This is a genomic window from Paenibacillus alginolyticus DSM 5050 = NBRC 15375, from assembly GCF_000422905.1.
Taxonomy (GTDB): Bacteria; Bacillota; Bacilli; order Paenibacillales; family NBRC-103111; genus Paenibacillus_E; species Paenibacillus_E alginolyticus.
This window is the reverse complement of the sequence record NZ_AUGY01000015.1, coordinates 25,062-47,668: the sequence shown is the minus strand read 5'-3', so window position 1 is coordinate 47,668 and position 22,607 is coordinate 25,062. Positions and strand designations below refer to the sequence as shown.

The 22,607-nt window shown below is 42.9% G+C and carries 22 protein-coding genes and 1 pseudogene; 2 read left to right on the top strand and 21 right to left on the bottom strand.

Annotated features, from left to right (window positions below):
* Window positions 1-66: 66 nt before the first annotated feature.
* Both G519_RS0108430 and G519_RS0108420 read right to left on the bottom strand, forming a co-directional pair.
* Entirely contained in the window at window positions 67-546 is a 480-nt protein-coding gene (locus G519_RS0108430) for a GNAT family N-acetyltransferase (RefSeq protein WP_029194304.1), read from the bottom strand.
* A gap of 285 nt (window positions 547-831) precedes the next feature.
* A complete protein-coding gene (locus G519_RS0108420) occupies window positions 832-1,251 on the bottom strand; it encodes a GTP pyrophosphokinase (protein WP_029194302.1) in 420 nt (139 codons plus the stop codon).
* A 275-nt stretch (window positions 1,252-1,526) separates the two neighbouring features.
* Here G519_RS0108420 and G519_RS42250 point away from each other — a divergent pair.
* Window positions 1,527-2,006: pseudogene (locus tag G519_RS42250) on the top strand (C40 family peptidase); the annotation flags it as partial.
* Between the two features lie 298 nt (window positions 2,007-2,304).
* Here the strand turns inward: G519_RS42250 and G519_RS0108410 are convergent.
* On the bottom strand, window positions 2,305-3,720 hold the full coding sequence (locus G519_RS0108410) for a LysM peptidoglycan-binding domain-containing protein (RefSeq protein ID WP_029194301.1): 1,416 nt from the start codon (window positions 3,718-3,720) through the stop codon (window positions 2,305-2,307).
* Between the two features lie 173 nt (window positions 3,721-3,893).
* On the opposite strand from G519_RS0108410, the gene G519_RS0108405 reads away from it, so the two are divergent.
* Entirely contained in the window at window positions 3,894-4,094 is a 201-nt protein-coding gene (locus G519_RS0108405) for a hypothetical protein (RefSeq protein WP_029194300.1), read from the top strand.
* 76 nt (window positions 4,095-4,170) lie between these two features.
* Here the strand turns inward: G519_RS0108405 and G519_RS0108400 are convergent, their stop codons facing one another.
* The 18 genes from G519_RS0108400 to fdhD form a co-directional block, all read right to left on the bottom strand.
* On the bottom strand, window positions 4,171-4,767 hold the full coding sequence (locus G519_RS0108400; protein ID WP_029194299.1) for an undecaprenyl-diphosphatase: 597 nt from the start codon (window positions 4,765-4,767) through the stop codon (window positions 4,171-4,173).
* Between the two features lie 308 nt (window positions 4,768-5,075).
* The gene (locus G519_RS48795) at window positions 5,076-5,558 is read right to left on the bottom strand and encodes a PepSY domain-containing protein (RefSeq protein ID WP_051253252.1); all 483 of its coding nucleotides are present in this window, start codon (window positions 5,556-5,558) and stop codon (window positions 5,076-5,078) included.
* Window positions 5,559-5,780: 222 nt separating this feature from the next.
* Window positions 5,781-6,881, bottom strand: a complete 1,101-nt coding sequence (locus G519_RS0108390; protein ID WP_029194298.1) for a Ger(x)C family spore germination protein — start codon at window positions 6,879-6,881, stop codon at window positions 5,781-5,783.
* Entirely contained in the window at window positions 6,878-7,969 is a 1,092-nt protein-coding gene (locus tag G519_RS0108385; RefSeq protein ID WP_029194297.1) for a GerAB/ArcD/ProY family transporter, read from the bottom strand. The genes G519_RS0108390 and G519_RS0108385 overlap by 4 nt, the downstream gene beginning before the upstream one ends.
* A complete protein-coding gene (locus G519_RS0108380) occupies window positions 7,950-9,437 on the bottom strand; it encodes a spore germination protein (protein WP_127527791.1) in 1,488 nt (495 codons plus the stop codon). The genes G519_RS0108385 and G519_RS0108380 overlap by 20 nt, the downstream gene beginning before the upstream one ends.
* Before the next feature lie 162 nt (window positions 9,438-9,599).
* Window positions 9,600-9,719, bottom strand: a complete 120-nt coding sequence (locus tag G519_RS48790; protein ID WP_084160074.1) for a sporulation protein YjcZ — start codon at window positions 9,717-9,719, stop codon at window positions 9,600-9,602.
* 117 nt (window positions 9,720-9,836) lie between these two features.
* Window positions 9,837-10,310, bottom strand: a complete 474-nt coding sequence (locus G519_RS0108370; protein ID WP_029194295.1) for a (2Fe-2S)-binding protein — start codon at window positions 10,308-10,310, stop codon at window positions 9,837-9,839.
* Window positions 10,307-11,146 (bottom strand): FAD binding domain-containing protein, encoded by an 840-nt coding sequence (locus G519_RS0108365; RefSeq protein WP_029194294.1) that lies wholly within the window; start codon window positions 11,144-11,146, stop codon window positions 10,307-10,309. The genes G519_RS0108370 and G519_RS0108365 overlap by 4 nt, the downstream gene beginning before the upstream one ends.
* Entirely contained in the window at window positions 11,143-13,464 is a 2,322-nt protein-coding gene (locus tag G519_RS0108360) for a xanthine dehydrogenase family protein molybdopterin-binding subunit (RefSeq protein WP_029194293.1), read from the bottom strand. Before G519_RS0108360 ends, G519_RS0108365 begins: the two co-directional genes overlap by 4 nt.
* Window positions 13,465-13,663: 199 nt before the next feature.
* Window positions 13,664-13,825, bottom strand: a complete 162-nt coding sequence (locus G519_RS50055) for a hypothetical protein (protein WP_154669557.1) — start codon at window positions 13,823-13,825, stop codon at window positions 13,664-13,666.
* A gap of 283 nt (window positions 13,826-14,108) precedes the next feature.
* On the bottom strand, window positions 14,109-14,399 hold the full coding sequence (locus G519_RS42240; RefSeq protein WP_051253251.1) for a heavy-metal-associated domain-containing protein: 291 nt from the start codon (window positions 14,397-14,399) through the stop codon (window positions 14,109-14,111).
* 25 nt (window positions 14,400-14,424) lie between these two features.
* Window positions 14,425-14,907, bottom strand: coding sequence for a helical membrane plugin domain-containing protein (locus G519_RS0108345; protein WP_029194292.1), 483 nt, complete (start codon window positions 14,905-14,907; stop codon window positions 14,425-14,427).
* Complete coding sequence (fdhF, locus tag G519_RS0108340) at window positions 14,882-17,854, bottom strand: formate dehydrogenase subunit alpha (RefSeq protein ID WP_029194291.1); 2,973 nt, start codon at window positions 17,852-17,854, stop codon at window positions 14,882-14,884. Before fdhF ends, G519_RS0108345 begins: the two co-directional genes overlap by 26 nt.
* Window positions 17,855-18,028: 174 nt before the next feature.
* Entirely contained in the window at window positions 18,029-18,409 is a 381-nt protein-coding gene (locus tag G519_RS0108335; RefSeq protein WP_036632391.1) for a phosphate-starvation-inducible protein PsiE, read from the bottom strand.
* Between the two features lie 51 nt (window positions 18,410-18,460).
* Entirely contained in the window at window positions 18,461-19,726 is a 1,266-nt protein-coding gene (locus G519_RS0108330; protein WP_029194289.1) for a molybdopterin molybdotransferase MoeA, read from the bottom strand.
* A 12-nt stretch (window positions 19,727-19,738) separates the two neighbouring features.
* Window positions 19,739-20,524 (bottom strand): formate/nitrite transporter family protein, encoded by a 786-nt coding sequence (locus tag G519_RS0108325; protein ID WP_029194288.1) that lies wholly within the window; start codon window positions 20,522-20,524, stop codon window positions 19,739-19,741.
* Window positions 20,525-20,769: 245 nt separating this feature from the next.
* The gene (gene moaA / locus G519_RS0108320) at window positions 20,770-21,786 is read right to left on the bottom strand and encodes a GTP 3',8-cyclase MoaA (RefSeq protein ID WP_029194287.1); all 1,017 of its coding nucleotides are present in this window, start codon (window positions 21,784-21,786) and stop codon (window positions 20,770-20,772) included.
* Window positions 21,787-21,810: 24 nt separating this feature from the next.
* A complete protein-coding gene (gene fdhD / locus G519_RS0108315) occupies window positions 21,811-22,605 on the bottom strand; it encodes a formate dehydrogenase accessory sulfurtransferase FdhD (protein WP_029194286.1) in 795 nt (264 codons plus the stop codon).
* Between the last annotated feature and the right edge of the window lie 2 nt (window positions 22,606-22,607).

Sequence of the window (22,607 nt, the reverse complement as noted above, 5' to 3'; positions counted from 1 at the left end):
TAATACTTTGGATTTATTATTCTCTATCATCAAAATAAAGGAATATAGTTATCCGTAGTATGTAGATTAGAAAGTCAATTTCATAACCCTTGAAGTTCCCGACATGCCAAAAGTCTCAAATCCAAGTTTTTCGTATAGTCGAACTGCCATTTGATTATCTGGGTCAACGCTTAAAGATAGCGATTTATATCCATCGGAAATAGCTTGTTGTTGGATTTGTTTCATAAGTATCGTACCTATTCCCTGTTTTTTAAAATCAGGTAGAATAGCGATACCTAATTCTGGGGTTTCATTATCAACATATCCATATCCTTTATTTGATTCGCCAAATAATCTATACCATACAGCCCCAACTGGTTTATTTTCAATCAGAGCTACCAAAGCCCTATCTCCCTTTCTTCCCCATCCCTCACTGTATTTCTTAATATTAGGATCATTTAAAAGTACATTTTTGGATGGCTTGCCCTCTAATACATATATGGACTCATAGTGCATATCCATGAAAAAATCATATTCCTGCTTTTCTAAAAGTCTTACAATTACCACTGACTCACCTCTTAGAATATTTATTTCATTCCGTTATTGTCTTTAAATCACTTACCTGTAATAATGCTTCTCTATTCGTATCATGATATACAACCCTAACTTCTAGTTCATACTCATCATTTAACTCGAAAGAAAGAATGGTGCATTTCCTACCCCGATTCTTCGTCTTTCTTGGATTATCTGGAGCAAAAACATAGGAACCTCCAATTGTAAGATTAACCGTATCACTCATTACATCTGCAATCCTCTCATGCTGTATTTTCGTTATTCGTAATAGTAGTTGTATTAGAATTTAAGTTCTGCAAGTGCCTTCTTGTACTTATCAATCCTTGCATAGTCTTTATCTGTTGGGTTTGGTATTCGACTTATATCAATGTTATCCTCTAGATCGAGAAGCTTCACTTTCGTCGCTAAGGGGTTTAATTTGATCCTATTGATAAAACCTTCATATGATTCATCTGCTCTTTTTGTAAGACAATCTAAAGCTTCAATAATATCTATGCTAAAACCTGTATTTTTTATATCAAATAGCGTAATATCTGAATCTTCCACAACATCATGTAAAATGGCTACAATTGCTTCTTCTTCGCTGCTAGTTTTAGTTGCTAATCTGGCAGGATGTAAGATATATGGATTTCCGCCTTTATCTGTTTGACCATCATGAGCTTTCGCGGCTATTAGTATGGCTTTGGTTAAAGTGCTCATTTTGACAACTCCTCTAGTGAACTATTTTCTGAACATTTTCTTTTCCTATTACTATTTAGACGGTAGAAAAAAGGAATGGTTTTACCTGTTTTTGAACTTTCAAGGTATCTTCTCTCATGTTTTTCTAATAGGTTTCTAATAATCACCGCTAATACTAGGAAGTGCTTGCTTTTACATCCTATTCGGTAAATATTAGTAGACTATATTTATGATACGATGTTTTCAGGCGAAAGCCAAATACGATCCAACACAGGAGGAAATACAACATGATAAACATGCAGAAAACCCGTCTTGGCAAGTCGTTAGTGGGATTAAGCCTTAGTTTGTCCATTTTTGCTGCAGGAAGTATGATGTTGAGTCCTCAATCAGTTCATGCCGCTTCAGTGTCCACTTCATCTACTGCAAGCAACATTATTAAAACTGGCCAACAATTTATGGGCGTACGTTACCAATTTGGTGCACGTACTGGAAATACGAGCAGCTTTGATTGCTCTTCATTTACTCAATATGTTTACAAAGCTAACGGCGTTAATATCCCTCGTTCGTCCAGACAACAGTCGCAAGCAGGGACTTATGTTTCAAGAGATCAATTGCAACCTGGTGATCTTGTGTTTTTTTATAGCCCCATTCATCATGTAGCAATTTATATGGGGAACGGAAAACTATTGCATACTTTCGGCAGCGCGGGAGTAACGATCACTGATTTGAACTCCGGATGGTGGAATTCTCACTATACGACAGCCCGCCGCGTGCTGCCAGATGGTCAAACCTTTAATCCTAGCGTTCCTCAGCCGCAACAAAAAGCTGCACCTAATGCAACTCAGCCAAAACCAGCCTACACACCAGCCAAACATTCGTCTAACCCAGTAAATGTATATCACCGTCCTACAAGAAGTTCGGGCGGAGAGAACCAACAAGAAGAAAATTAATTCTAATATTTTGTTAAAATACTTTAACTAAGAGCCCATGATCTAATTTGGGCTCTTAGTTCTATTATAAAATTTTCGTCCATCATAGCAATTATATTTGGTAAAGAGTTGGCTTTCGTATTTTTTATATGATTTTACGGATTTGAAAATTATCTTCTAGCAATACCCAATTTTGCGGAAACGGATAACCCAGTACCCAGTAACTAACCCCTCTTAAGTTATATTCCTTTACCAGATCGAATTTGGCCTGCGCACTCCTTGCATCCTCGAACCAGACTTCATGCGTATGTTGTTTCTCATCTGCATAGCGATAGTATGGCGTTTGGGACAGCCGATCGTACTTGATTTCCGCCCCATGTTGAACAGCTCGGCGAATAGCTTCTTGCATATCGAATGTCTCTGCCTGTTGTCCTTTTACATGAGGAAGGAGCCAATCACGTGCATATAACTGAAAGCCCATAAATATTTTATTTCTTGGAATGACTGTGACGGCATAATCGAGAACGCGTCGTATTTCGTTAATGGGAGAGATGGATTGAGGTGGACCGAATCTGTAACCCCACTCATACGTCATGAGTACAACAAAGTCGACAATTTCTCCATGAGCGGCGTAATCGTGAGCTTCGTAAAGTAAACCCTTTTGCTCTGAGCTAGTCTTAGGGGCAAGGGCGGATGATACGAAAAAACCTTTCTCATGCAGTTTACGGACGGCAAGTCGAAGAAATTGATTATAAAATTCACGATCACTTGGATATACATTTTCAAAATCAACATTTAACCCACGATAGCCCTTGTTTGTCATGATGGTTAAGATGTTCGCCACTAGCTTATTTTGCAATTCGGGACTTGATAAAATGGTATGTGCCAGCTTCGAGCCGGCTTCCGTTGCGGAAAAATTGGTGATCGACATGACCGGTACGACATGCTTCTCATATGCGGCTGCGATGAGCTCCTGATCATCAACGGGCTCAAGGCTTCCATCATCCTTCATGCGATACCCAAATGGGCATAAATACGTTAGATGCACCCCATCCTTGCGAACTTGCCCAGCAGCTACCTTTCCGAATACGTTGGTATAACCATTGACATCAATGATTTGCCTCATCTTTTCCGGGATTTTCAAGTTTTGACCCGGAGAAATAAGCGCAGGATTCGTAATCTGATTAGCTTGTGCGATGGCCTGCACAGTAACGCCGTAACGGTTGGCGATCATCCACAGTGTTTCACCAGGCAGCACGGTATGGTACAAAACCGGAATGATTAATACTTGTCCGGGTCTAATCTGCGTGGCATCGGTTATTGAATTGGCCTTAGCAATGGCCTCTACGGAAATGCCGAAACGGCCTGCAATCGTCCTAAGCGTGTCTCCCAATCGGACCACATATTCGGGATAAGGCGGTGGGATGACTAATGCCTGACCGATGACTAAACGATTGGGATCCTGAAGCTCATTGACGGCGATAATCCGATTGGCATTCACACCATAACGACTTGAAATCAGCCACAGGTTCTCCCCTCTTTGCACCACATGAATTTGCACAGTAATACCTCGCTCTCTCGCCTTTAACTTCTACATGTACTTTATTCCGCTAATGTCTCTAGTGTTTTAGGCGAATACCCAATTTTCTTTTTGTGCATTATCCGTAGATGCATACATACTTTCACGCTGCTCATGGCACATTAAAACATAAATAACAATTTGGAGGCATGCATATGTCAGAGAATAAACAAAATGAAAACAACTTCGTTGAAAATACAACAGGTGCTGTTGTAGACGGTATTCAATCTATCAGCAGTTTCGTATTTAACACGGCAGAAAATGCTGTAGGAACAACACTTGGTCTTGCGAAAAATTTGGTAAATAGTGTTATAAACATTAACGATAGTGATAACGACAACAGCGGAACAAATTAATAAATAGCAAAAAAGCAGTCAATTTAATGACTGCTTTTTTGGTTAGGTTCTAATTCGGAATTCATGGCAGTGTCTTTTATTTCGTTTTCTGAGGTTTCCATACTTTAATTTCAACGGATTCATAAATGCGGATCAAGGATTCAGATAACCATTTAAGTAATTGCCAACGCATCAGCTTGCCAATTAGGACCGCAATGAGAATCCCTAAAATCGCTCCCCCTATAATATCCATCGGGTAGTGAATGCCAGACCAAATACGAGAGAAGCCGATAAGGGCAGCCAGTATGAACCAAACCCTCCCGTCCTTCCGCCGCCAAAGCCAGATCGAGGCTGCAACGGCAAATGCAGCCGCAGCGTGATTGCTCGGAAAAGAGGCGGATGCCTCGTGATGAACTAATTGAATAACATGATGTGCCACGAATGGACGATCACGATGATAGAAGCTGCCGATAATGCTGTTAGTGCCTAACGCTGCGGCCGCGGATACTAAAGCATTAAACACCATTCTACGAATATCAGGCGTTCGTCTAAACCAATAAACGATAACACCCAAATAAAACAGGTAATCCAAATTATCAGCACAGAAAGCCATCAGAGGATTCAAGGCGGCAAACTTGCTGGCTAAGTCATTGATCGCTTGAAACCACTGATAATCAAGTTGAGATAAATTCATAAATGTCTCCTTTAATCGTGTTATTAACCTCGGTTAATAATAATACTAAACATAGATTAAAAGATTATGAGTGAACGCGGCTTTATACTTCATTCATTAAATTTTCAAGATAGCTTTTAATTGGTCAACTAGAAAGAATGTGGATAAAATAAAAAGAGGCTGACTCAAAAGGTTAATAACCTAGCGAGTAGCCTCTATTTTGTTTCGAAAGGGAGCGATATCTAACAGGAATTCCTCCAGTTACTTTGGCGTTATTTGCTCTAAACGGTCATCTAACTAGGACAGCCCCTACTTAAACCCGATATTTTTTAATCGTCATTCGTTTCTGTATCATCTTGTCCATTTTGCTCTGCGTTATCTTGTTCTTGTTTCGTGATTTTCCCTGTCTTAGCATCTACCTTAACTTCAAATAACAGACCTTTGCTATCTTGGATTTGCACATTATACACGACCACACCGTTCTCATCTTCCAACTGAACATCTTTGACGTTTCCTTGAACTTGTCCAATAGCAATTGCTGCACTTTGTTCTTTTGTGATTGTGGCTTGTTTCTGTAAATTTGCTTGTTCTACGTCATCAGCAACCTCTTGATCTTGATCTTGTTGTTCAGCACTGCCAGCTACTTCTTTGTCGTTTTCAGTGTTCGTTACCTGACTTGTCGTCATTAGAGGCGTTGAAGTCCCCACTGTATTCGCAAACGCAGTTGAATGTAACAGTCCAACTACTCCGCTCCCTAGAACTAAACTTGCTGCTACTGTTCCTACAATGATCTTCTTGCTAATCGATTTCATGGGTTCATTCCACCTTATCAATTGTATTTTTCTTACATTGATTAGTGTAACAATAGTTTCTGATAGTACGATAAACGCCGTATGAGATTTATATGAGAATCTGGGGTTGATAATGGCAACGGACATTAGCACATGCATCAATGACTAAACGTTATGAGTATCATTCATTAAATCTCCCCATAACAATGGTGTTATCGTATTTGCCGTCGCCATCCTGAAGTTCTAAAAAATAATTCCAGGTCTCGATATCTCTACCTTTATGTTCGGTTGAATCGTAATAGTCGGATAGTTGCTTTTCCAATCCATCGTTTTCCAATAATTAGGATGGAAGGCCATAATTCGTCTGCCTATTCCAAATACATCGCAATTGGCCTTCTGCAGCTTCTGAACGATCTTTTGAGCTTCCTTTGTTAACTCCATTGAGAGATAATCGTTCAATTTGGAAGCCTGTCCATCTTCATCTAAATGATCCGGAGTGTATTCCTCGGCTTCTACTTTGAGCAGAAGATCAAGGGTTACCAACAAATTCCCATTATTTACCTCTAAATCTAATCTCCGTTTTGCATGAAATACTCGAAAAGTCATTTTACTGCCAATTTTCTTCGTTTTATTAGGAATTGGTAATGTCAGACTTGCCTTTTTACCCATCCGATCAGCCATTAATAAACAGAGTTTTGATTCTTTGGTATCCAGAGTCCCTGCAAAGGCTTTACTGTTAAACAAGGCCACTCCCTTAATAAGTGGGGTTCCTTCCCCAACTGCCAGATACGGCAAAATGACATCTTGCCCAGGATCAAATAACACGGTACAAATCGATTGTACATTTTCTTCTGGAACGATCGTGAATGATTCTGCACTGACAATTTGCTTATCCAGATTTAAGATGAAATTCGGCTTTCTCATATAACTAGTTTGCAAAAGTGATTCGGCTCGACCTTCGACAACACTAATTTTGGCATTTAATGCACTTTTGGGATCGCGATAAAAAACATCCAGAACCGCATAGATATCAACCTTCGCCAGCTGTTCCCCAATCATTATAAACCGGTTCTTGGCTCCGTCCGGAACCAAGGTTAGTTTTTTCCCCAAGTTACCTCTTGCTTCTCGAGCTGTTTCACCAGTAACCGATATGATTTCGGGTGCATTCCTCTTCTTATCCGAGACATCCGGTAAGACAAAGGTGGTTAAGACATTTTCACCTTCTGCTTTGTCAAAGCCTATCCCTAGAATTAAACGAACGTTTTTTAATAACGTTTGATCCCAACAACCGGTTAAGAGACTTATGGAAAGTATGCCGAGCAATACAGGCCGGATTTTTTTCATTCCGTTGCTTTCCTCCTTCCTCTTAGGATGGTCAATAGTAATAACGGGATAGGTAACAAATAGATCATGACCAAAGCGAAATAAGAAAACCATTTATTAAGCTTGCTGATAAACAAGAAATTATGCGGCAACAGCGCAATCAGTAAGCAAGCGGCAATGACCAGCAAAGTCACCTTTGAACTGTTACCCGTTTTCAATATTTGAGTAATCCCCGTTGAAGCAAGAAAAACATAATTGACAATAGACGTCATGACGATCACAACCCAAAGCGATAAAAACAGTAAATCCGATCTTTCTACAATCCTAAAAGAAAACGCCTTTAGCATATATAAAACAGGCTCTGGTATGATACTAAGTTCCTCAGGACTGAAAAACATAAAGCATGACAGGATAATTAATACGTAAAATAGGGTGACAAACGTGTATGAAATCAACATCGTTTTTAATATGTCTTTGTCTTTCCCCTTAACTTGAGGGTAAACCATGAGAAGCAGTTCGAAGCCGGCCAGTGTAACGACAGCCTCTCTCATACCTCTTATCATAGGACCAATCCCAGATTGACCAATGGGGAAAATATACAAAGGATTTCCTTTGCTAAAAGGGAAAATGATCAAAAAGATAATGATGATTATAAGGATAGAAACCAGCGTTTCAAATCGGACAATTATTTTCAATCTTTCTTTTGCTAGATAATAACTGGTAGCCATCATCAATGACATAATGACCCATTTCGGTGTCGAAGGGAAAATCCAGGCATTAATGATTCGACAATAATTCATGAGGATCACGCTTGCAATTCCAATAAAATAAATAATATAAAGAACACTAATAAGATGACCTGCAAATTTCCCTGCCATCTGAGGGAGAAATTCGATCATCGTCATCTTTGGATATTTCCTGCAGATCATCCATATCAAGATAATGACCAGGTGGGTGGCAAATCCCGCAAGCAGCATGGAAATCCATCCATCGATAGATGCCTCAGAATGGACACTATAAGGAACCGTTAACGCTCCCTCACCTATCGCTGTTTGGATCGTGAAAAAAGCCAGCTGCTTTTTGGTGATACTATCTTTTTCTGCGTTCATGCTTCACCCATCCCCTAGAAAATAATTCCCGCAGCTTTTTTTGGGGAAGACTGTCCTCAGGACGCCGATTCATTTTCCATATTGGCAACCGGAAGATAGAGTCTTTCAAACCACTCCATTTGAATGGAGAAAAGGGGTAAAAATAGGGCGTTCCAAAACCCTCTAATTTACACAAGTGGATCAAAATACATGTAAATCCGAACGTAATTCCCAAAAAGCCGAAAGTAGCAGCCAACATCATCATCGGAAAACGAAGAAAACGCACCGTCTCTCTGAACTCATGAGATGGCACGACAAACGAAGCAAGGGCCGTCGATGCTACCACTATAATCATGATGTTGGACACCAGCCCCGCCTTCACGATGGCATCTCCAATAACAAGTCCTCCAACAATACCGATTGTCTGTCCTACGGCCGTATGTAATCGCAAGCCTGCTTCTCTTAACATTTCAATGGTTATTTCCATTAGCAGAGCTTCAATAATCGGAGGAAACGGAATTTCCAGTACGGCACTTTGCATAAGAAGCACCAATTCATTCGGGATGGTCTCAAAATGAAAAGTGACAACTGAAATGTATAAGGCTGGTAATGTAATGGCAATGAAGAAACTGGAAACCCTTAACAATCGGAAGAAGCTTCCGTTAATCCAACGAGCATTGTAATCGTCAGGTGACTGATAAAATGCAAAGAAATTGATAGGTAAAATGATCGCTTTCGCTGATCCTTCCGCTAATACGGCAATTCTTCCCTCCATGATATTGGCTGCTACTCTGTCCACTCTTTCGGTACTTAAAATTTGCGGAAATGGGGAGAAGGGCACATCTTCAATGAGCTGCTCTACAAAACCTAAAGAAGCAATATAATCGATCCGGATTGATGTGATTCGCTTTTCTAGCTCGGTCACAATTTCCGGATTCGCTATCGACTCGATGTAAACCAACGCTAGACGCGTATTCGTCTCCATGCCCACTGTAAAATAGCGAATCATCAAATCCTTATTGTTCACTTTTCTGCGGATTAGATGAAGGTTTGTATTTAATCTTTCAATAAACCCCTCATGCGAATCTCCAAACACCTTCTCATTGATCGGTTCTGTGATGCTTCGCCCTATCGAAGAGGAGGCATGGAAAATGTAAAAATCGGTCTCACCTTCACAGTCGACGACACAAGCGCCATTCAAAAGATTTTCCACAGCTTGCTCGATCAAGCAAGTAATTTGAAGCTGTCCCAGAGGCAAAGCGTCAAGAAACTCGCCTTCATTAGTTCGCTTTAATGGAAAGATGATCTGATTTAAGATCGTATCTTGATCCGTTAAGGTTGCCAAATAGATCAAGTTGACATGTCGTTGATTCCAATTCAACGTATGTATAACTAGATCTTCCGTATTGTTTAAAAGTGTTTGAAAATAACTTTTTCTTTCTTGTAACGACGAAAGCTCCATATCCTTAGTTTCTGGATTTGTACCCAAGATTTCATCACGCTGCCCCTCATTTCAAAGGTTATTTTATCCAGTTGAATAAAGGAGTATTCATAGGGAATGAAGAACGAAAAAACAGCCCGTGTTCGCATCTATTTTGCGATAGGGCCGTCTCTATTTTACTCGATAGTCTTTTCAATGGATGAAGGAATATTAAATAACAAAAGCTGTTGTGATGATGACCAAAAGAATAAAAAGAACCAAGATAATAGCTACGTTACTACCCATTCCATAACCTACACCACAACCTGCTCCATAACCAACTGCTCCCATGTTTACTCATTCCCCTCAATGTTTTTTCACTACGTTGTAAGTATATGTACGGTACATAGTGCTTGACTGGACGTTTGCCACGGGGTTTAATGCCCAGGACACAGTGCGAACAAATAATCAGTCATGGGATATTACTGACCTGACTGCAGCATGAATCTCTTCATAGCTCGTGCAGCGGCAAATATTGGATTGCAGCCACTCTCGAATCACCTCTTCGCTTGCATGCGGATAATTGTTAACTAAGGCGTGGCTTACCATAATAAATCCAGGTGTACAAAATCCGCATTGAAAGGCAAAATTGTCAACAAATGCGCGTTGGATCGGCGTGTCTCCCCCCAAACCTTCGATGGTTGTTATGCTGCTTTCCCGCACCTCTATCGCAAGCATCAAACAAGATTTGATAGGTACTTTGCCAACGATGACCGTGCATGCTCCGCAATCACCGTTTTCGCAGCCGGCTTTGGCTCCGGTTAACCCAAGTTGTTCGCGCAGCACACGCAATAAAGTATCCGCTGAACGAATGACTGCATGTTGTCGCTTCCCATTGACATGCAGCTCAATTTCCCTTTTAACAGTTCCATGTGATTTCATACACGCCTCCGTTCCAAAGCCGACATTGTATCGAATAACGTGTTTCGTAAAACAAATGTTCTGTACCCTTTGGAGCTTAAGATGTCGTTCAAAATCGGTACAGGCCATAAACGGATGGCACTCTCTATGCGTTCTTCCAAGGGAATTGCACTATCGTTCAGAACCTCCTCTATGATCAGCGATCGAATAGGGACGGCACTTACTCCACTAAAGGCAACTCGAATACCCTCCTTTGTTTTAAGACCGGAAATCCGGACGATCGGATAATCGATTTTTTCCATCTTGGTCTTCTTTACAGTGACAAAAGGTAAATCGAGATATCGTCTGTCGCTTAAAATCTGCACAAGGAGCTCGCCTTTTTCCAAACGCGGTTCACCGTTCAATATCTCGTGAACCGGAACATGGCGAATCCCCTTGGTACCGGCTAGAACAAGCTGGCTGTCGGCGAGTAGAAAAGGAAGCAGTGCTTCCCGATAAATGAATTTCCCGCAAAGGTTGCCGCCAACGGTAATTTTGTTGCGATTGGTATGGTCGGCTGCGTCTCGAACGGTCTCGCCGAGTAATGGGAACAGGTTGGCCTCCGATAAAGCCGTGAGCGTAATAGCTGCTCCAATGACAAGCTGTTCCTGCTGAATTTGAAGCACATTGCATGCGGGAATCCCTTTAATGTCGATGACAGCCCCTGTGCGAAGCTGGTTCAGACGCGCCATGGAAATAATCTCTGTCCCGCCGGAATAGTAAAGAGGCTCTTTGCCATTCGAATCGGCCTGCTGAAAAATGCGAACCGCTTCTTCGACGGTAGTTGGTGTGTAGTATTCGAAATCAAACGAGATCATGGGCAGCCTCCCTTATAACGCCAGATAAGCTCTGGGGTTAGTGGCAGTATGTTTAGCTCGACACCAGCGGCAATTGATAACGCATTCGCGAGAGAAGCGGCCATTCCAATCGTGCCATGCTCTCCAATACCACGTGCGCCATAAGGGCCTTCCAAGTACGGCGTTTCCACAAACTCTACCAAATAGCTCGGATTCTCTCCGAAACGAGTCAATTTATAAGAACGCAGCTGGGGATTGAGTACAAGACCCGCATTGTTGTACAAAAATCCCTCCCGGCTGGCAAAGCTGAGTCCCATGCTCATGCCGCCTTTGACTTGACCTCTTGCCGTTGCTTCGTTAATTACCTTTCCAGCGTCGAAAACGGATGCTGCTTTAAGTATTCGATACGTGCACTCACGGGTATCGAATTCGACTTCGACTGCTTGTGCACCGACTGTCCATTGCGGGCCAGGAATGCCTTTGCCCGTTTCTGGGTCAAGAGCAGTCAACTGATGGACTCTGTATCGTCCTCGACCGATGACCGGCTCACCGGACGCGCTGCCATCCGGATTCATATAACCGCTAGCGACCTCAAGGATCTCCAAGCCAATGTTCGGATTGTCTTTGACATAGACCCTGCCGCGACCGACTTCCAGTTCCTCTTGAGGCCTTTTCAGTACGATTGAAGTATTTTGCTTTAACTGGGCAATGACATCCTCTGCCGCATCCAGTACGGCCCGTCCGACCATCATCGTACTATTGCTTGCCACTGTTTTCCAATGTTCCGGGGTGATTTGCGTATCGACATCCATTTTGATATGGACCTGGTTGACAGTCATATTCATCCGCTCGGCAAGGATTTGTTTCATAATCGTGCGGTTTCCTTGACCTATCTCGATGGCGCCTACGCTAAGGTTGAACGTGCCGTCGTGATTGATGGTAATCGTCGCACCAGATCCGGTATCTATCGTGGAGCTGGAGGTTTTCATCACACAAGCCATTCCTTTGGCCCTGACTTTAAAGCGGTCAACGGCAATCCGCTCTCCTTCCTCCCACTGAATGAGCTCTTTTAATTTGACGATGCATGCAGTCACGTCGCCAATGTTACTGCCATTCAGCGGTGCTTGTGTCGGTGTCGTGTCACCCGGCTTGATGGCGTTGTGAAGCCGCAACGCCAAGGGGTCCATTTGCAGTTTCTTTGCAAGCAAGTCCATTGTACGCTCCATACAATAAGTCGCTTCCGTATGGCCGAACCCCCGGAATGCATTCGTATACGGGTGGTTTGTGTAAACGCACAATGAATCGCACCATACATTGTCAATCCGATAGGGTCCAGTACAATCGATCGCAGCAGCTTGCGTGACGGCTGCACCCCCATCCGTGTAGCCACCGGTATCAAATAGGAAAGTGATCTCTAGGGCAGTAAGCTTTCCATCTCTGCTCGCACCGAGCTTCACTTTCGCTTCCAGCCCGATGTGACAGGGCGAACTGACCATGTCCGATTCGCGGGAATTATTGATTTTCACAGGTCGGCCGCCGCACGCTTTCGATGCCAAATAGGCGATATACTCCAGCTGTGCGGAGCCTTTTCCCCCAAACCCTCCACCTACAAACGGCACATGCACAATAACATTTTGCTCGTCGACTTGGAAGAAGCGTTGAAACAAACGTTTAATGATAAACGGATCCTGCGTCGAGGTTTGGATATCAATCAGGCCGCTCGGCATCACTTCAACGATCGAGCAGCGCGGTTCCATAGCGCAATGATCGGATGTGTTAAAGGCATACGAGCCTTCAACCACTACCTCACTTGTTGCCCAGCCTTTCTGCATATCGCCTTTTCGGATTTTCACATGGTTTCCGATGTTGGTATTCGGAACGGGATTCACGGGGCCAAATGTTTTGTAACTTCCTAAGTCTTTGTGAATCAATGGCGCCTCCGGCTGCAAGGCAGCGCTAGGGGAATGAACAATAGGAAGCTGAACGAATTCAGCTCGAATAAGCTCTGCGCCCCGCTTCGCAATCTGTTCCGTCTCCGCCACTACAACGGCGATTGGTTCGCCGAAATAGCGCACTTTCTTGTACGCAAGGGGCGGACGATCGGCGAGAAGGCCACCGGTGAGCACAGGAAAATAATCGCCCGTGATAACGTTATGTACACCGCTTACTTCCAATGCTTTCGAGCTATCGATGGATGTAATATCGGCATGCGAATAGGGGCTGGTAACAAGCCAGCCATGCAAAAGATTGGGGGATTGTATATCGTTCGTATACTTGGCGAATCCGGTTACTTTATCTCTCGATTCAATCCTCGGAATAGCCTTTCCAATTAGCGACAATCACAACACACTCCCTCTCTGTATCAGCCGGCCAATTAGGCGTCCAAATTGATTCGACGAAACGTTATTCTACATCATATAGTGAAAAATCTTGTCCTATTCAGCTCATACAACAATACATAAAAAAATCGCCCTCCCCATGCTGAACATGAAGAAGGCGATCACTTTCATGCAGTTCTTTTAAGAAATGAGCGTTGTATTATGGCTGTAGCGTTGGTCTAATCACAATCTCGTTGACACCTGTATCTTCAGGTTCATTGATGACATAGGCGATAGCACTAGCGATTCGGTATGGAGATATGCCCAGACTGCTAATATGACTCGCCATCGCTTGAACCTCGGGGCTCGTATATGTATTCAACAGTTCCGACTCTGTCATACCCGGCGAGATAATCGTGGAACGGATATTGGAGAGTTTATGGCTGAGAAATTATGGAGAATGTTTGAGAGGAATGACATATATCCTGTAAACCAATAAAAAAGCTCCTACTCGGCTTTTTTTGTGCCGTAGGAGCTTTTTTTATTGACCCTCTTCTCGTAACCCTGATAAATCAGGCGGCCGTCGATCTTCCCTGCAATTCGTGCAAATATATAGATGGGCGCTAACCGGACTATCTTCTGCAGCATCCTCATTACCGCAAACTTCACAGATTAGGGGCATCCGATGCTTCTCCTTCCCTATGTTCAAGTTGCCATACATGCAAGCTGCGGCTCCTAAATCCATCCTTAGTTTTAACAGCAAACCCCAATTCCAGAACTGCCTGTTGAAAATCGTCAAAGGTAGCTGCCTTTTCGTCATAGGAGAATATAGCCTCTTTCCTGTCCAAATAAACCTCCACCTTGTTTATACCCCAAATTTGCTGCAAGGCACGACTTACTTTGTTGGAGTCATCTTGATTTGTCATCCCTTGGATGACTAAGGTGCTCGTTACCATTATCTACACTCCCGTTCATCCTTCGTCATGGTGATTTGTTCAAAGCGCTTCCCATCCCGCGCAAAAATCGAGTCATTAAAGAAAGCGAGGAGACCATTTCCCGCTCCCGTAATGATTTAATAATACCCCATATGCCTTGTTTTTTGTTTGATTCTGTATCAACCGCTTGATCTATACCGGCAGCCACACTGTTCAGTAAAGTTTGCAGCTTGTTAGGATCCACCTGGGTTAAAAATTGGGCGGCCCCCATCCCATTCTTGAGCATTCGGTGAGCCCCTGATTTATTCAATTGCTCCAGACCGATCAAAGTGATTTGTTTGCTGTTTTTCAACATTCCTTGAAGAGCGTCTAGAACACCCAGCTTCTCTAACTCACCTGCGATATCCAGCAATTTACGGAGTGAATCCTGACGGTGCGTTATGTCTTTTACTAATTGCTGCAAAGCTAAGGACTCCGCCTCGATGTGATCTGGTATTTGCTTTTCAATATTGGTAATCGCTTTGGCCATGGACTTCCCCTCCATCAATTAATTCAGGAATCGGTATATAGTCGGAACGGTTCCATTTCTCTTCCACCTTCACGCCGATTTGAGGTACACGGTTTCCGAATCGATGGTTAACACGCGGAAGCGGACGTTCTCCGCTCGGTTCCAAAACCTCCATCTTAACACCCATTTCTTTATAATTCGGCGTATGCGTAATCCGGTCGTGATAGCTACTCGTCAAACGATTTACTGCCGAGCCCTCGTCGGTCGAGTTCATCGTTAAATATAATTCATTGCCCTGAACCCGATCCGTTACCTCAACCCTTACCTTAACTTGTCCGTATGGCGAAGTGAGTCGTACCAACGCGCCGCTCTCAATCTCGCGCTCTTTTGCAAGCTCAGGGGATACCTCCAGCCATTCACTTGGAACCTTATGAGTAATCCCTTCGGATTTGTAGGTCATATTTCCCTCGTGGAAATGTTCCAGTAATCGCCCGTTATTTAAATGCAAGTTGAATTCCTCTCCTGCCTCAAACGGAGGCGTCCATTCAACCGGAAACAGCCTCGCTTTGCCATTCGGAAAACCAAACTGCTCCTTAAATAAAAGCGGTGTGTCTTCCCCGTCCGCCGCGACGGGCCAGAGCAAGCTGTTCCAGCCTTCCAGCCTCTCATAGCTGACTCCGGCAAAAATAGGTGCAAGGCTTGCCGCTTCTGCCATAATTTCTCCCGGATGCTTATAATGCCAATTAGCCCCGAGGCGATTGGCTATCTCTTGGAAAATCTCCCAATCCGGCTTCGATACGCCAAGAGGCTCAAATACTTTGTAAAAGCGTTGTATGCGCCTTTCCGTATTGGTGAATGTCCCTTCCTTCTCCAGACTCGGCGCTGCTGGTAATATCACGTCGGCAAACTGTGCGGTTCTGGAAAAGAAAATATCCTGAACCACAAAAAAGTCGAGCTTGTCAAAAGCATCTTCCACGTGGTTCGAATTGGAATCAACAAGGGCCATATCCTCGCCAAACAAGTAAAGAGCTCTTAACTTTCCTTCATGAATACTCTCAACCATTTGGTGATTGTTTAAACCCGGCTTTTCCGGCAGCTTTACACCCCATGCCTGTTCATAACGAGCTCTTACCGCGTCATCCTGAACGGCTTCATAACCCGGAAACCAGGCGGGCATCGTGCCAAAATCGCAAGCTCCTTGTACGTTGTTATGTCCGCGTAGTGGATATGCCCCAGTACCGGGCCGGCCGTAATTGCCTGTTATGATTAGTAAGTTGCTAATGGCCGTGCTGGTGTCTGTTGCCCCCATGTGTTGAGTAACGCCCATAGCCCACAAGGCGCACACCGATTTGGCCTCATGAATCATGGTCGCTAGTTGAATAATATCTGCTTTACTTAAGCCTGTTTGTTCTTCAGCATAATCCAATGTGTATGTTTCAAGGCTTTGAACATATTTATCTAATCCGTCTACTCGATTTTCGAGAAAGCTATCATCTTCCCAGCCTTGATCGATTATGTACTTCGTAACGGCGGACAGCCAAATCAAATCAGTACCCGGTTTAGGACGGAGGAATAAGTCGGCTCTTTCGGCCAATTCGTGTTTTCGCAAATCAATGACAACCAGCTTTTGACCATGCAGCTTATGGGCGCGTTTGACACGAGTTGCAAGGACAGGGTGTGATTCCGCTGGATTTGCCCCAATAACTAGCACCAAATCGCTGCTTGCAATATCATGGATTGTTCCAGAATCTCCGCCGATTCCGACGGTACGCATGAGTCCCGCCGTTGCCGGTGATTGACAGTAGCGTGAGCAATTGTCGACATTGTTGGTTCCCATAACAGCCCGGGCCAATTTTTGAAACAAATAATTTTCTTCATTGCTGCATTTTGAAGAAGCGATATACCCAATCGAATCAGGACCGTGGGCATCCTTAAGTTCAGTCAATTTACTAGCTATTAAATCAAGAGCCTCATTCCACGTCGCTTCAACAAACCGATCTCCTTTTCGAATTAGCGGTGTGGTTAGGCGTTCCTCACTATTTACGAAATCCCAGCCGAATTTTCCTTTGATGCAGGTCGAGATTCCATTTACTGGCGCTTCCGTTTGCGGCTCAATTTTAAGAATATGACGGTCTTTCGTCCAAACCTCAAAGCTGCACCCTACACCGCAGTATGTACAAACCGTCTTCGTCCGTTTAATTCGCGACTTTCTCATGGCTGCTTCAACTTCCGATACCGCAAAAATTTCCTGATAGCCAGGCTCGATTTCTTTGGTAAGGTTAATCATTGGCAGCAGCAGATCATTCGGAATACCTGTCAAATAACCGGTTTCGCCTAGCGTCGATTTTTCCATTAACGCATTGCAAGGACATACGGTTACGCAGTGTCCGCAGGAAACGCAGGAAGATTCATCGATCGGGACTCCGTTATCCCAAAGAACTCTCGGTCTTTCCAAACTCCAATCAATCGTTAACGTCTCATTCACTTGAAGATCTTGACAAGCTTCGACGCAGCGTCCGCAAAGGATACATTGGTCAGGCTCATAACGGTAAAACGGATTTGAATGATCCGGCGGGTACGGTTTCGACTTGAATTCATATTTCTGATGCTCAACCTGCAAGTATTCAGCTGTGTTATGTACCGTACAGTTCCCGTTATTATTGTCGCAAACCGTGCAGTACAGCTCATGATTTTGCAGAATGCGCTGCATGGCCTCCATTTGAGCGTCTTTCGCTCTTTGTGATTTGGTGTCCACCTTCATATTTGGTTTCGCGTCGGTGGCACAAGCGCGCTGCAGGACGCCATCCACTTCCACCATACACGTATCACAAGATTGAATCGTACCCAAATTCTCATGATAACAGACATGAGGAATGTAGAAGCTATGAGATTTACCCACCTCCAAAATGCTTTGGTTAGGGGAAAAGGTGAAATTTTGTCCGTTGATTTGTAGCGTTTGATCCTTCATGTGACCCCCATGTCAGCTGGATTTGGTTAACGTTTTTAATGTTGAGAATTTATGTTATTTTCCCCCCTTGAATTAAATCCATACATATCCACACAATTAACTCCATTCGATATAAACATAAAGCGCCTCCTGCCATCTTTCGGCTTGAGACGCTTTGCTTAATTCATACTTGGATTAGTGATGTGACGATGAAATTTTTAAAGAATAGGCAATCATTAGAACCAGGATCACAAAGGACAAAATCAGATTTTCCGTTGGATTATCACGGTTAACAATAATAAAACGTATTGTGCCTGTTATACCTATGTATAAAAGATAACGAATAGGAAAATGGTAATTCTCTCTAAAATACTTGACGATCATAGACACAAAAGCAAAATAGAGGAAGAAGGCGAGAATTTCCTGCAAAACAATATGAATGTCTAGAGTTGTCTGAATCGTAGATAACAGTATAATCCATAGTTCACGTATCATTAAAAACGTTAAGATGATACCAAGAACAATTAAGGAACCGTTAAGTATATATTGGAACGCACTCAAAATCCGGTTATTCATGTAACCCTCCAAAAGAAATTTACCTTTAGACACCTTTTGTAAAATTCTCTATCACCAAGGCCATTCGCTGCCTTGATGATCTTCTAATAATAGAACGTCCACGTACATCCCTTTGTCATATCCTCTTGTACCGCCTTGAAGGACAATCAGCGCATTGGCTTCAGCTAATGAAGAAACGGCACTAGACTTGTCAAAGCCGGATGGGGATACCATCAGTTTTCCCTCATCATACGTGAGTTTTGCTCGCACGAACCTTGTAAATGGATTAGGTTTTAGAAAACTTTCTCCTAAAATTGCTTTTTCTTTTTTCAAATGCGGTTTTCCATTAAATAAAGAAGTGCGAACAATCGGACGTACAAATAACTCAAAGCCAACGTAACAAGCAGAAGGATTACCTGACAAACCAAATAATAATTTATGATCTAAATGTGCTACAGTCGTCACACTTCCTGGACGCATGGCTACTTTGTTAAAAAGTACGGTTGCCCCTAATTTTTCATAGATAGCTGGTAAATAATCATAATCGCCTACCGAGACGCCTCCGGTTGTAATTAACATGTCTACTTGGTTTAATGATGCTTTCACAGCCGAGTAACACGTCTCCAAATCGTCACTAAGTTTCCCTAAGTACTTGGCTTCTCCCCCCGCTCTTTGAATTTGAGACAGAATCATATACGTATTACTATTTCGAATTTTCCCCGGCACAAGTGGCTCCTTTACATCAAGAAGCTCACTTCCAGTCGCAATGATTCCGATGACTGGTTTTCTAGCAACAGGTACTTGACTATAGCCAAATGTAGCAAGGAGGGCCATGATACCTGGATGAATGTAAGTGCCTCGCTTCGCAAGGATCATCCCTTTTCGTGCATCTTCCCCTTGAACTGAAATATTGGCTCCATGTTTTAACGACCTTTTAATATCTATATAGGTTTGACCGTTCTCTTCATACTGGCTTGTTAATTCAAGCATGATAACTGCGTCGCAGTTTTTCGGAATTTCCGCACCTGTCATAATGCGAACGGCCTGGAATGGTCCTACCTTTCCACTGTATACGGAACCAGCCCCAATTTTACCAATGACTTCGAAGGTGACTGGATGATCCTTGGTTGCCTGAACGGCATCCTCTGATCTAATCGCAAAACCATCATAAGGAGAACGGTCAAAGGATGGAATATCCTGATCCGCTACCAAATCTTCAGATAAGTAACGCCCATGTGCCAATTCAAGTGCTACCATTTCTATTAAACCTGGACTTGCAAATTTCATCAGATTACAAACGGCTTCTCCTACTGAAATTGGTGTCCGTTTCTCTAGCATTACTACCACTCCTTAAATCCCTTTTTCCTGTAAACTTTTTTGGAAAGAAAAGAAATAAGCAAACCCAACAAATACAGCACCGCCAATAACATTCCCTATAAAAGCAGGAACAATATTACCAATAAAATCTATCCATGAAAAATGCCCCGCAAAGATAGCTGCAGGAATTACAAACATATTCGCTACAACGTGCTGGAATCCAATGGCGACAAAAGCCATAATCGGAAACCACATTCCAACAACTTTCCCAATGATATCGTCAGCCCCTAAAGAAATCCAAATCGCGAGGCAAACCAGCCAGTTGCAACCAATTGCAGAGATTAAGGTTTGTCCAAAAGTGTCATGTAATTTAGACTGAGCTATGGCCACGGTTTTAGCCAAATAGGGCCCTGATTCTGTCAATCCGACCACATGTCCGAACAAATAAGCAACAAAAAGAGCACCGGCAAAGTTAGCTAATGTTACCCAAAACCAATTATTCAGTAACTGTTTCAAAGTAATTTTCCGCGCATAAAATGCGATCGACACTGACATCATATTCCCTGTAATGAGTTCTCCACCTGCTAAAATAACTAAAATGAGCCCCAAAGGGAAAACGATGCCTCCCAGTAAATTGCTTAGACTCCCCCACTCGGGCGGCAAATTGCCGATAACCCGAATATCGAGCAAAAACCCTAATGAGATGAATGCTCCTCCCAAAAAACCAAGCATAAGCATAGTAGGTAGAGACAGCCTCGTCTTTTGGACTCCAACTTCAACAGCAATACCGGCGATTTTCCCCGGCACATGAAACGACATAACCATTCCTCCATTTGTTCAAATAAAAAAGCAGCATCAAGAATCCCTACCTAAGGTACGGTTTCTTGAATGCTGCTTAATTTCCTTGCACGCTTTCCTACAAGGATATCAAATCATCACTGTCAATAGAATAGAAAGTATACAGAGCTTGCATACTTTCCATTCCGCATATACAAAATGCATATGCTAGCATTGTCCATCATAACAAAAAATGAAGATACCAGCAATCCTCTTTTTTGAATTTCTTATCCACCGATATGCGACATTTCTACTTTAGGAGATGTCTTATGATGGGTATGACTTAACCGTTCGTCTGAGTAACGATCGGAACGGTTATTCCAAATGGAACGAATCATATCGGTAACAGACTCATCCGATTGCCCGCTGCGGAGCAGATCTTTAAGATCATAGCCTCCAGAAGCAAATAAGCAAGTATACAGCCTTCCCTCTGCCGAAATGCGGGCTCTTGTACAGGTAGAACAGAAGGAATCTGTCACCGACGAAATAATCCCTATTTCCTGATCACTATCTGTGTAACGGAAGCGGGACGCCACTTCTCCGTGATAATTCGCAAGGATGGGCTCAATCGGCATAGCCTCATGTATCATCTTTAAAATCTCTTGCTTGGACACGACTTCATCCAACTTCCAAGCATTGGAGTTGCCAACATCCATATATTCAATAAACCGAAGGGTATACTTCTTCTCTTTGAAGTATTGCGCCATCGGAATAATATCTTGCTCATTTTTTCCTTTTTGGACAACCATATTTACTTTCACTTTCATTCCCGCTTCGGATGCAGCCTGCATGCCATCAAGAACCGTCTGCACCTTGCTTCTATTTCCGTTCATAGTAGCAAAACGTTCTTCATCTAGCGAATCCAAACTCACAGTTACCCGGGATAAACCGGAATTGAATAGATCACCTGCAAATTTCTTTAGTAAGGAACCGTTAGTGGTTAAGGCAATATCCTCTACGCCATCGATTTGGTTCAGCCGTTTGATAAGTGTGGGGAGATCTTTACGCAGCAAAGGTTCTCCTCCCGTAATACGCAATTTTTTTACGCCTAAAGACACGAAAATCCGTGCTAATCTTTCAATTTCATCAAACGATAGAATTTTATCGTCAGGCAAAAATGAGTAGTCAGAACCGAATATTTCTTCCGGCATACAGTACCGACATCGAAAATTGCAGCGATCCGTAACCGATATTCGCAAATCCCTTAAAGGGCGCTGCATGTTATCCAGCACAACATTTTCCATGTGAATGGCCCTCGCTTCTTTATATCAAATATTTACAATTCTTTTCGGGCACGTATACACGTTTAGCGAATGATTCCGGATAAAACCAATTGTGGTTATTCCCAATTGTTCTGCCAGCTGTAAGGCCAATTCTGTCGGAGCAGACTTGGACAATATCACTTCGCAGCCTATTTTGGCAACTTTCAATAAGATTTCGGAGGATATACGGCCACTAAAAACGATTATTTTATCACCGATGGAAATATCATTTTTCAAGCAATATCCATAAATTTTGTCCAGTGCATTATGTCTTCCGATGTCCATCCGACTTAAAACAATTCCGTTAGCGTCACACAAGGCCGCATTGTGGACTCCTCCCGTATGACGAAAAGTATCCGCTGATTGCTGCATCTCATTCATTAATCGAAAACAATCATCGATGGAAACTTTTACACGAATATCCTCCATCTTCTTGGCGGTCAAGGCATCATTCACAAAAACAAATCCTTGCCTGCTCATCCCGCAGCAGGAGGTAATATATCGTTTGCTTTGAAAATCACGATAATATGGATTGATTTTTGTTGTTGTCACATGGACAAATCCTTCTCTCTCCTGTATCCATATTTTTTCAATATCATCATATTTCTTGATAATACCTTCAGATGCCAAAAAACCTATGACCATATCTTCTATATATTCTGGCGTACACACCATCGTAACAAATTCCTGACCGTTAATTTTCACTGTAACCGGATATTCCGTTACAATGCTATCCTCAACCTCCTCGGCACGACCATTAACATAACGAAGAATCTCCCTTTTCACCTCAATTGGTTTCATGA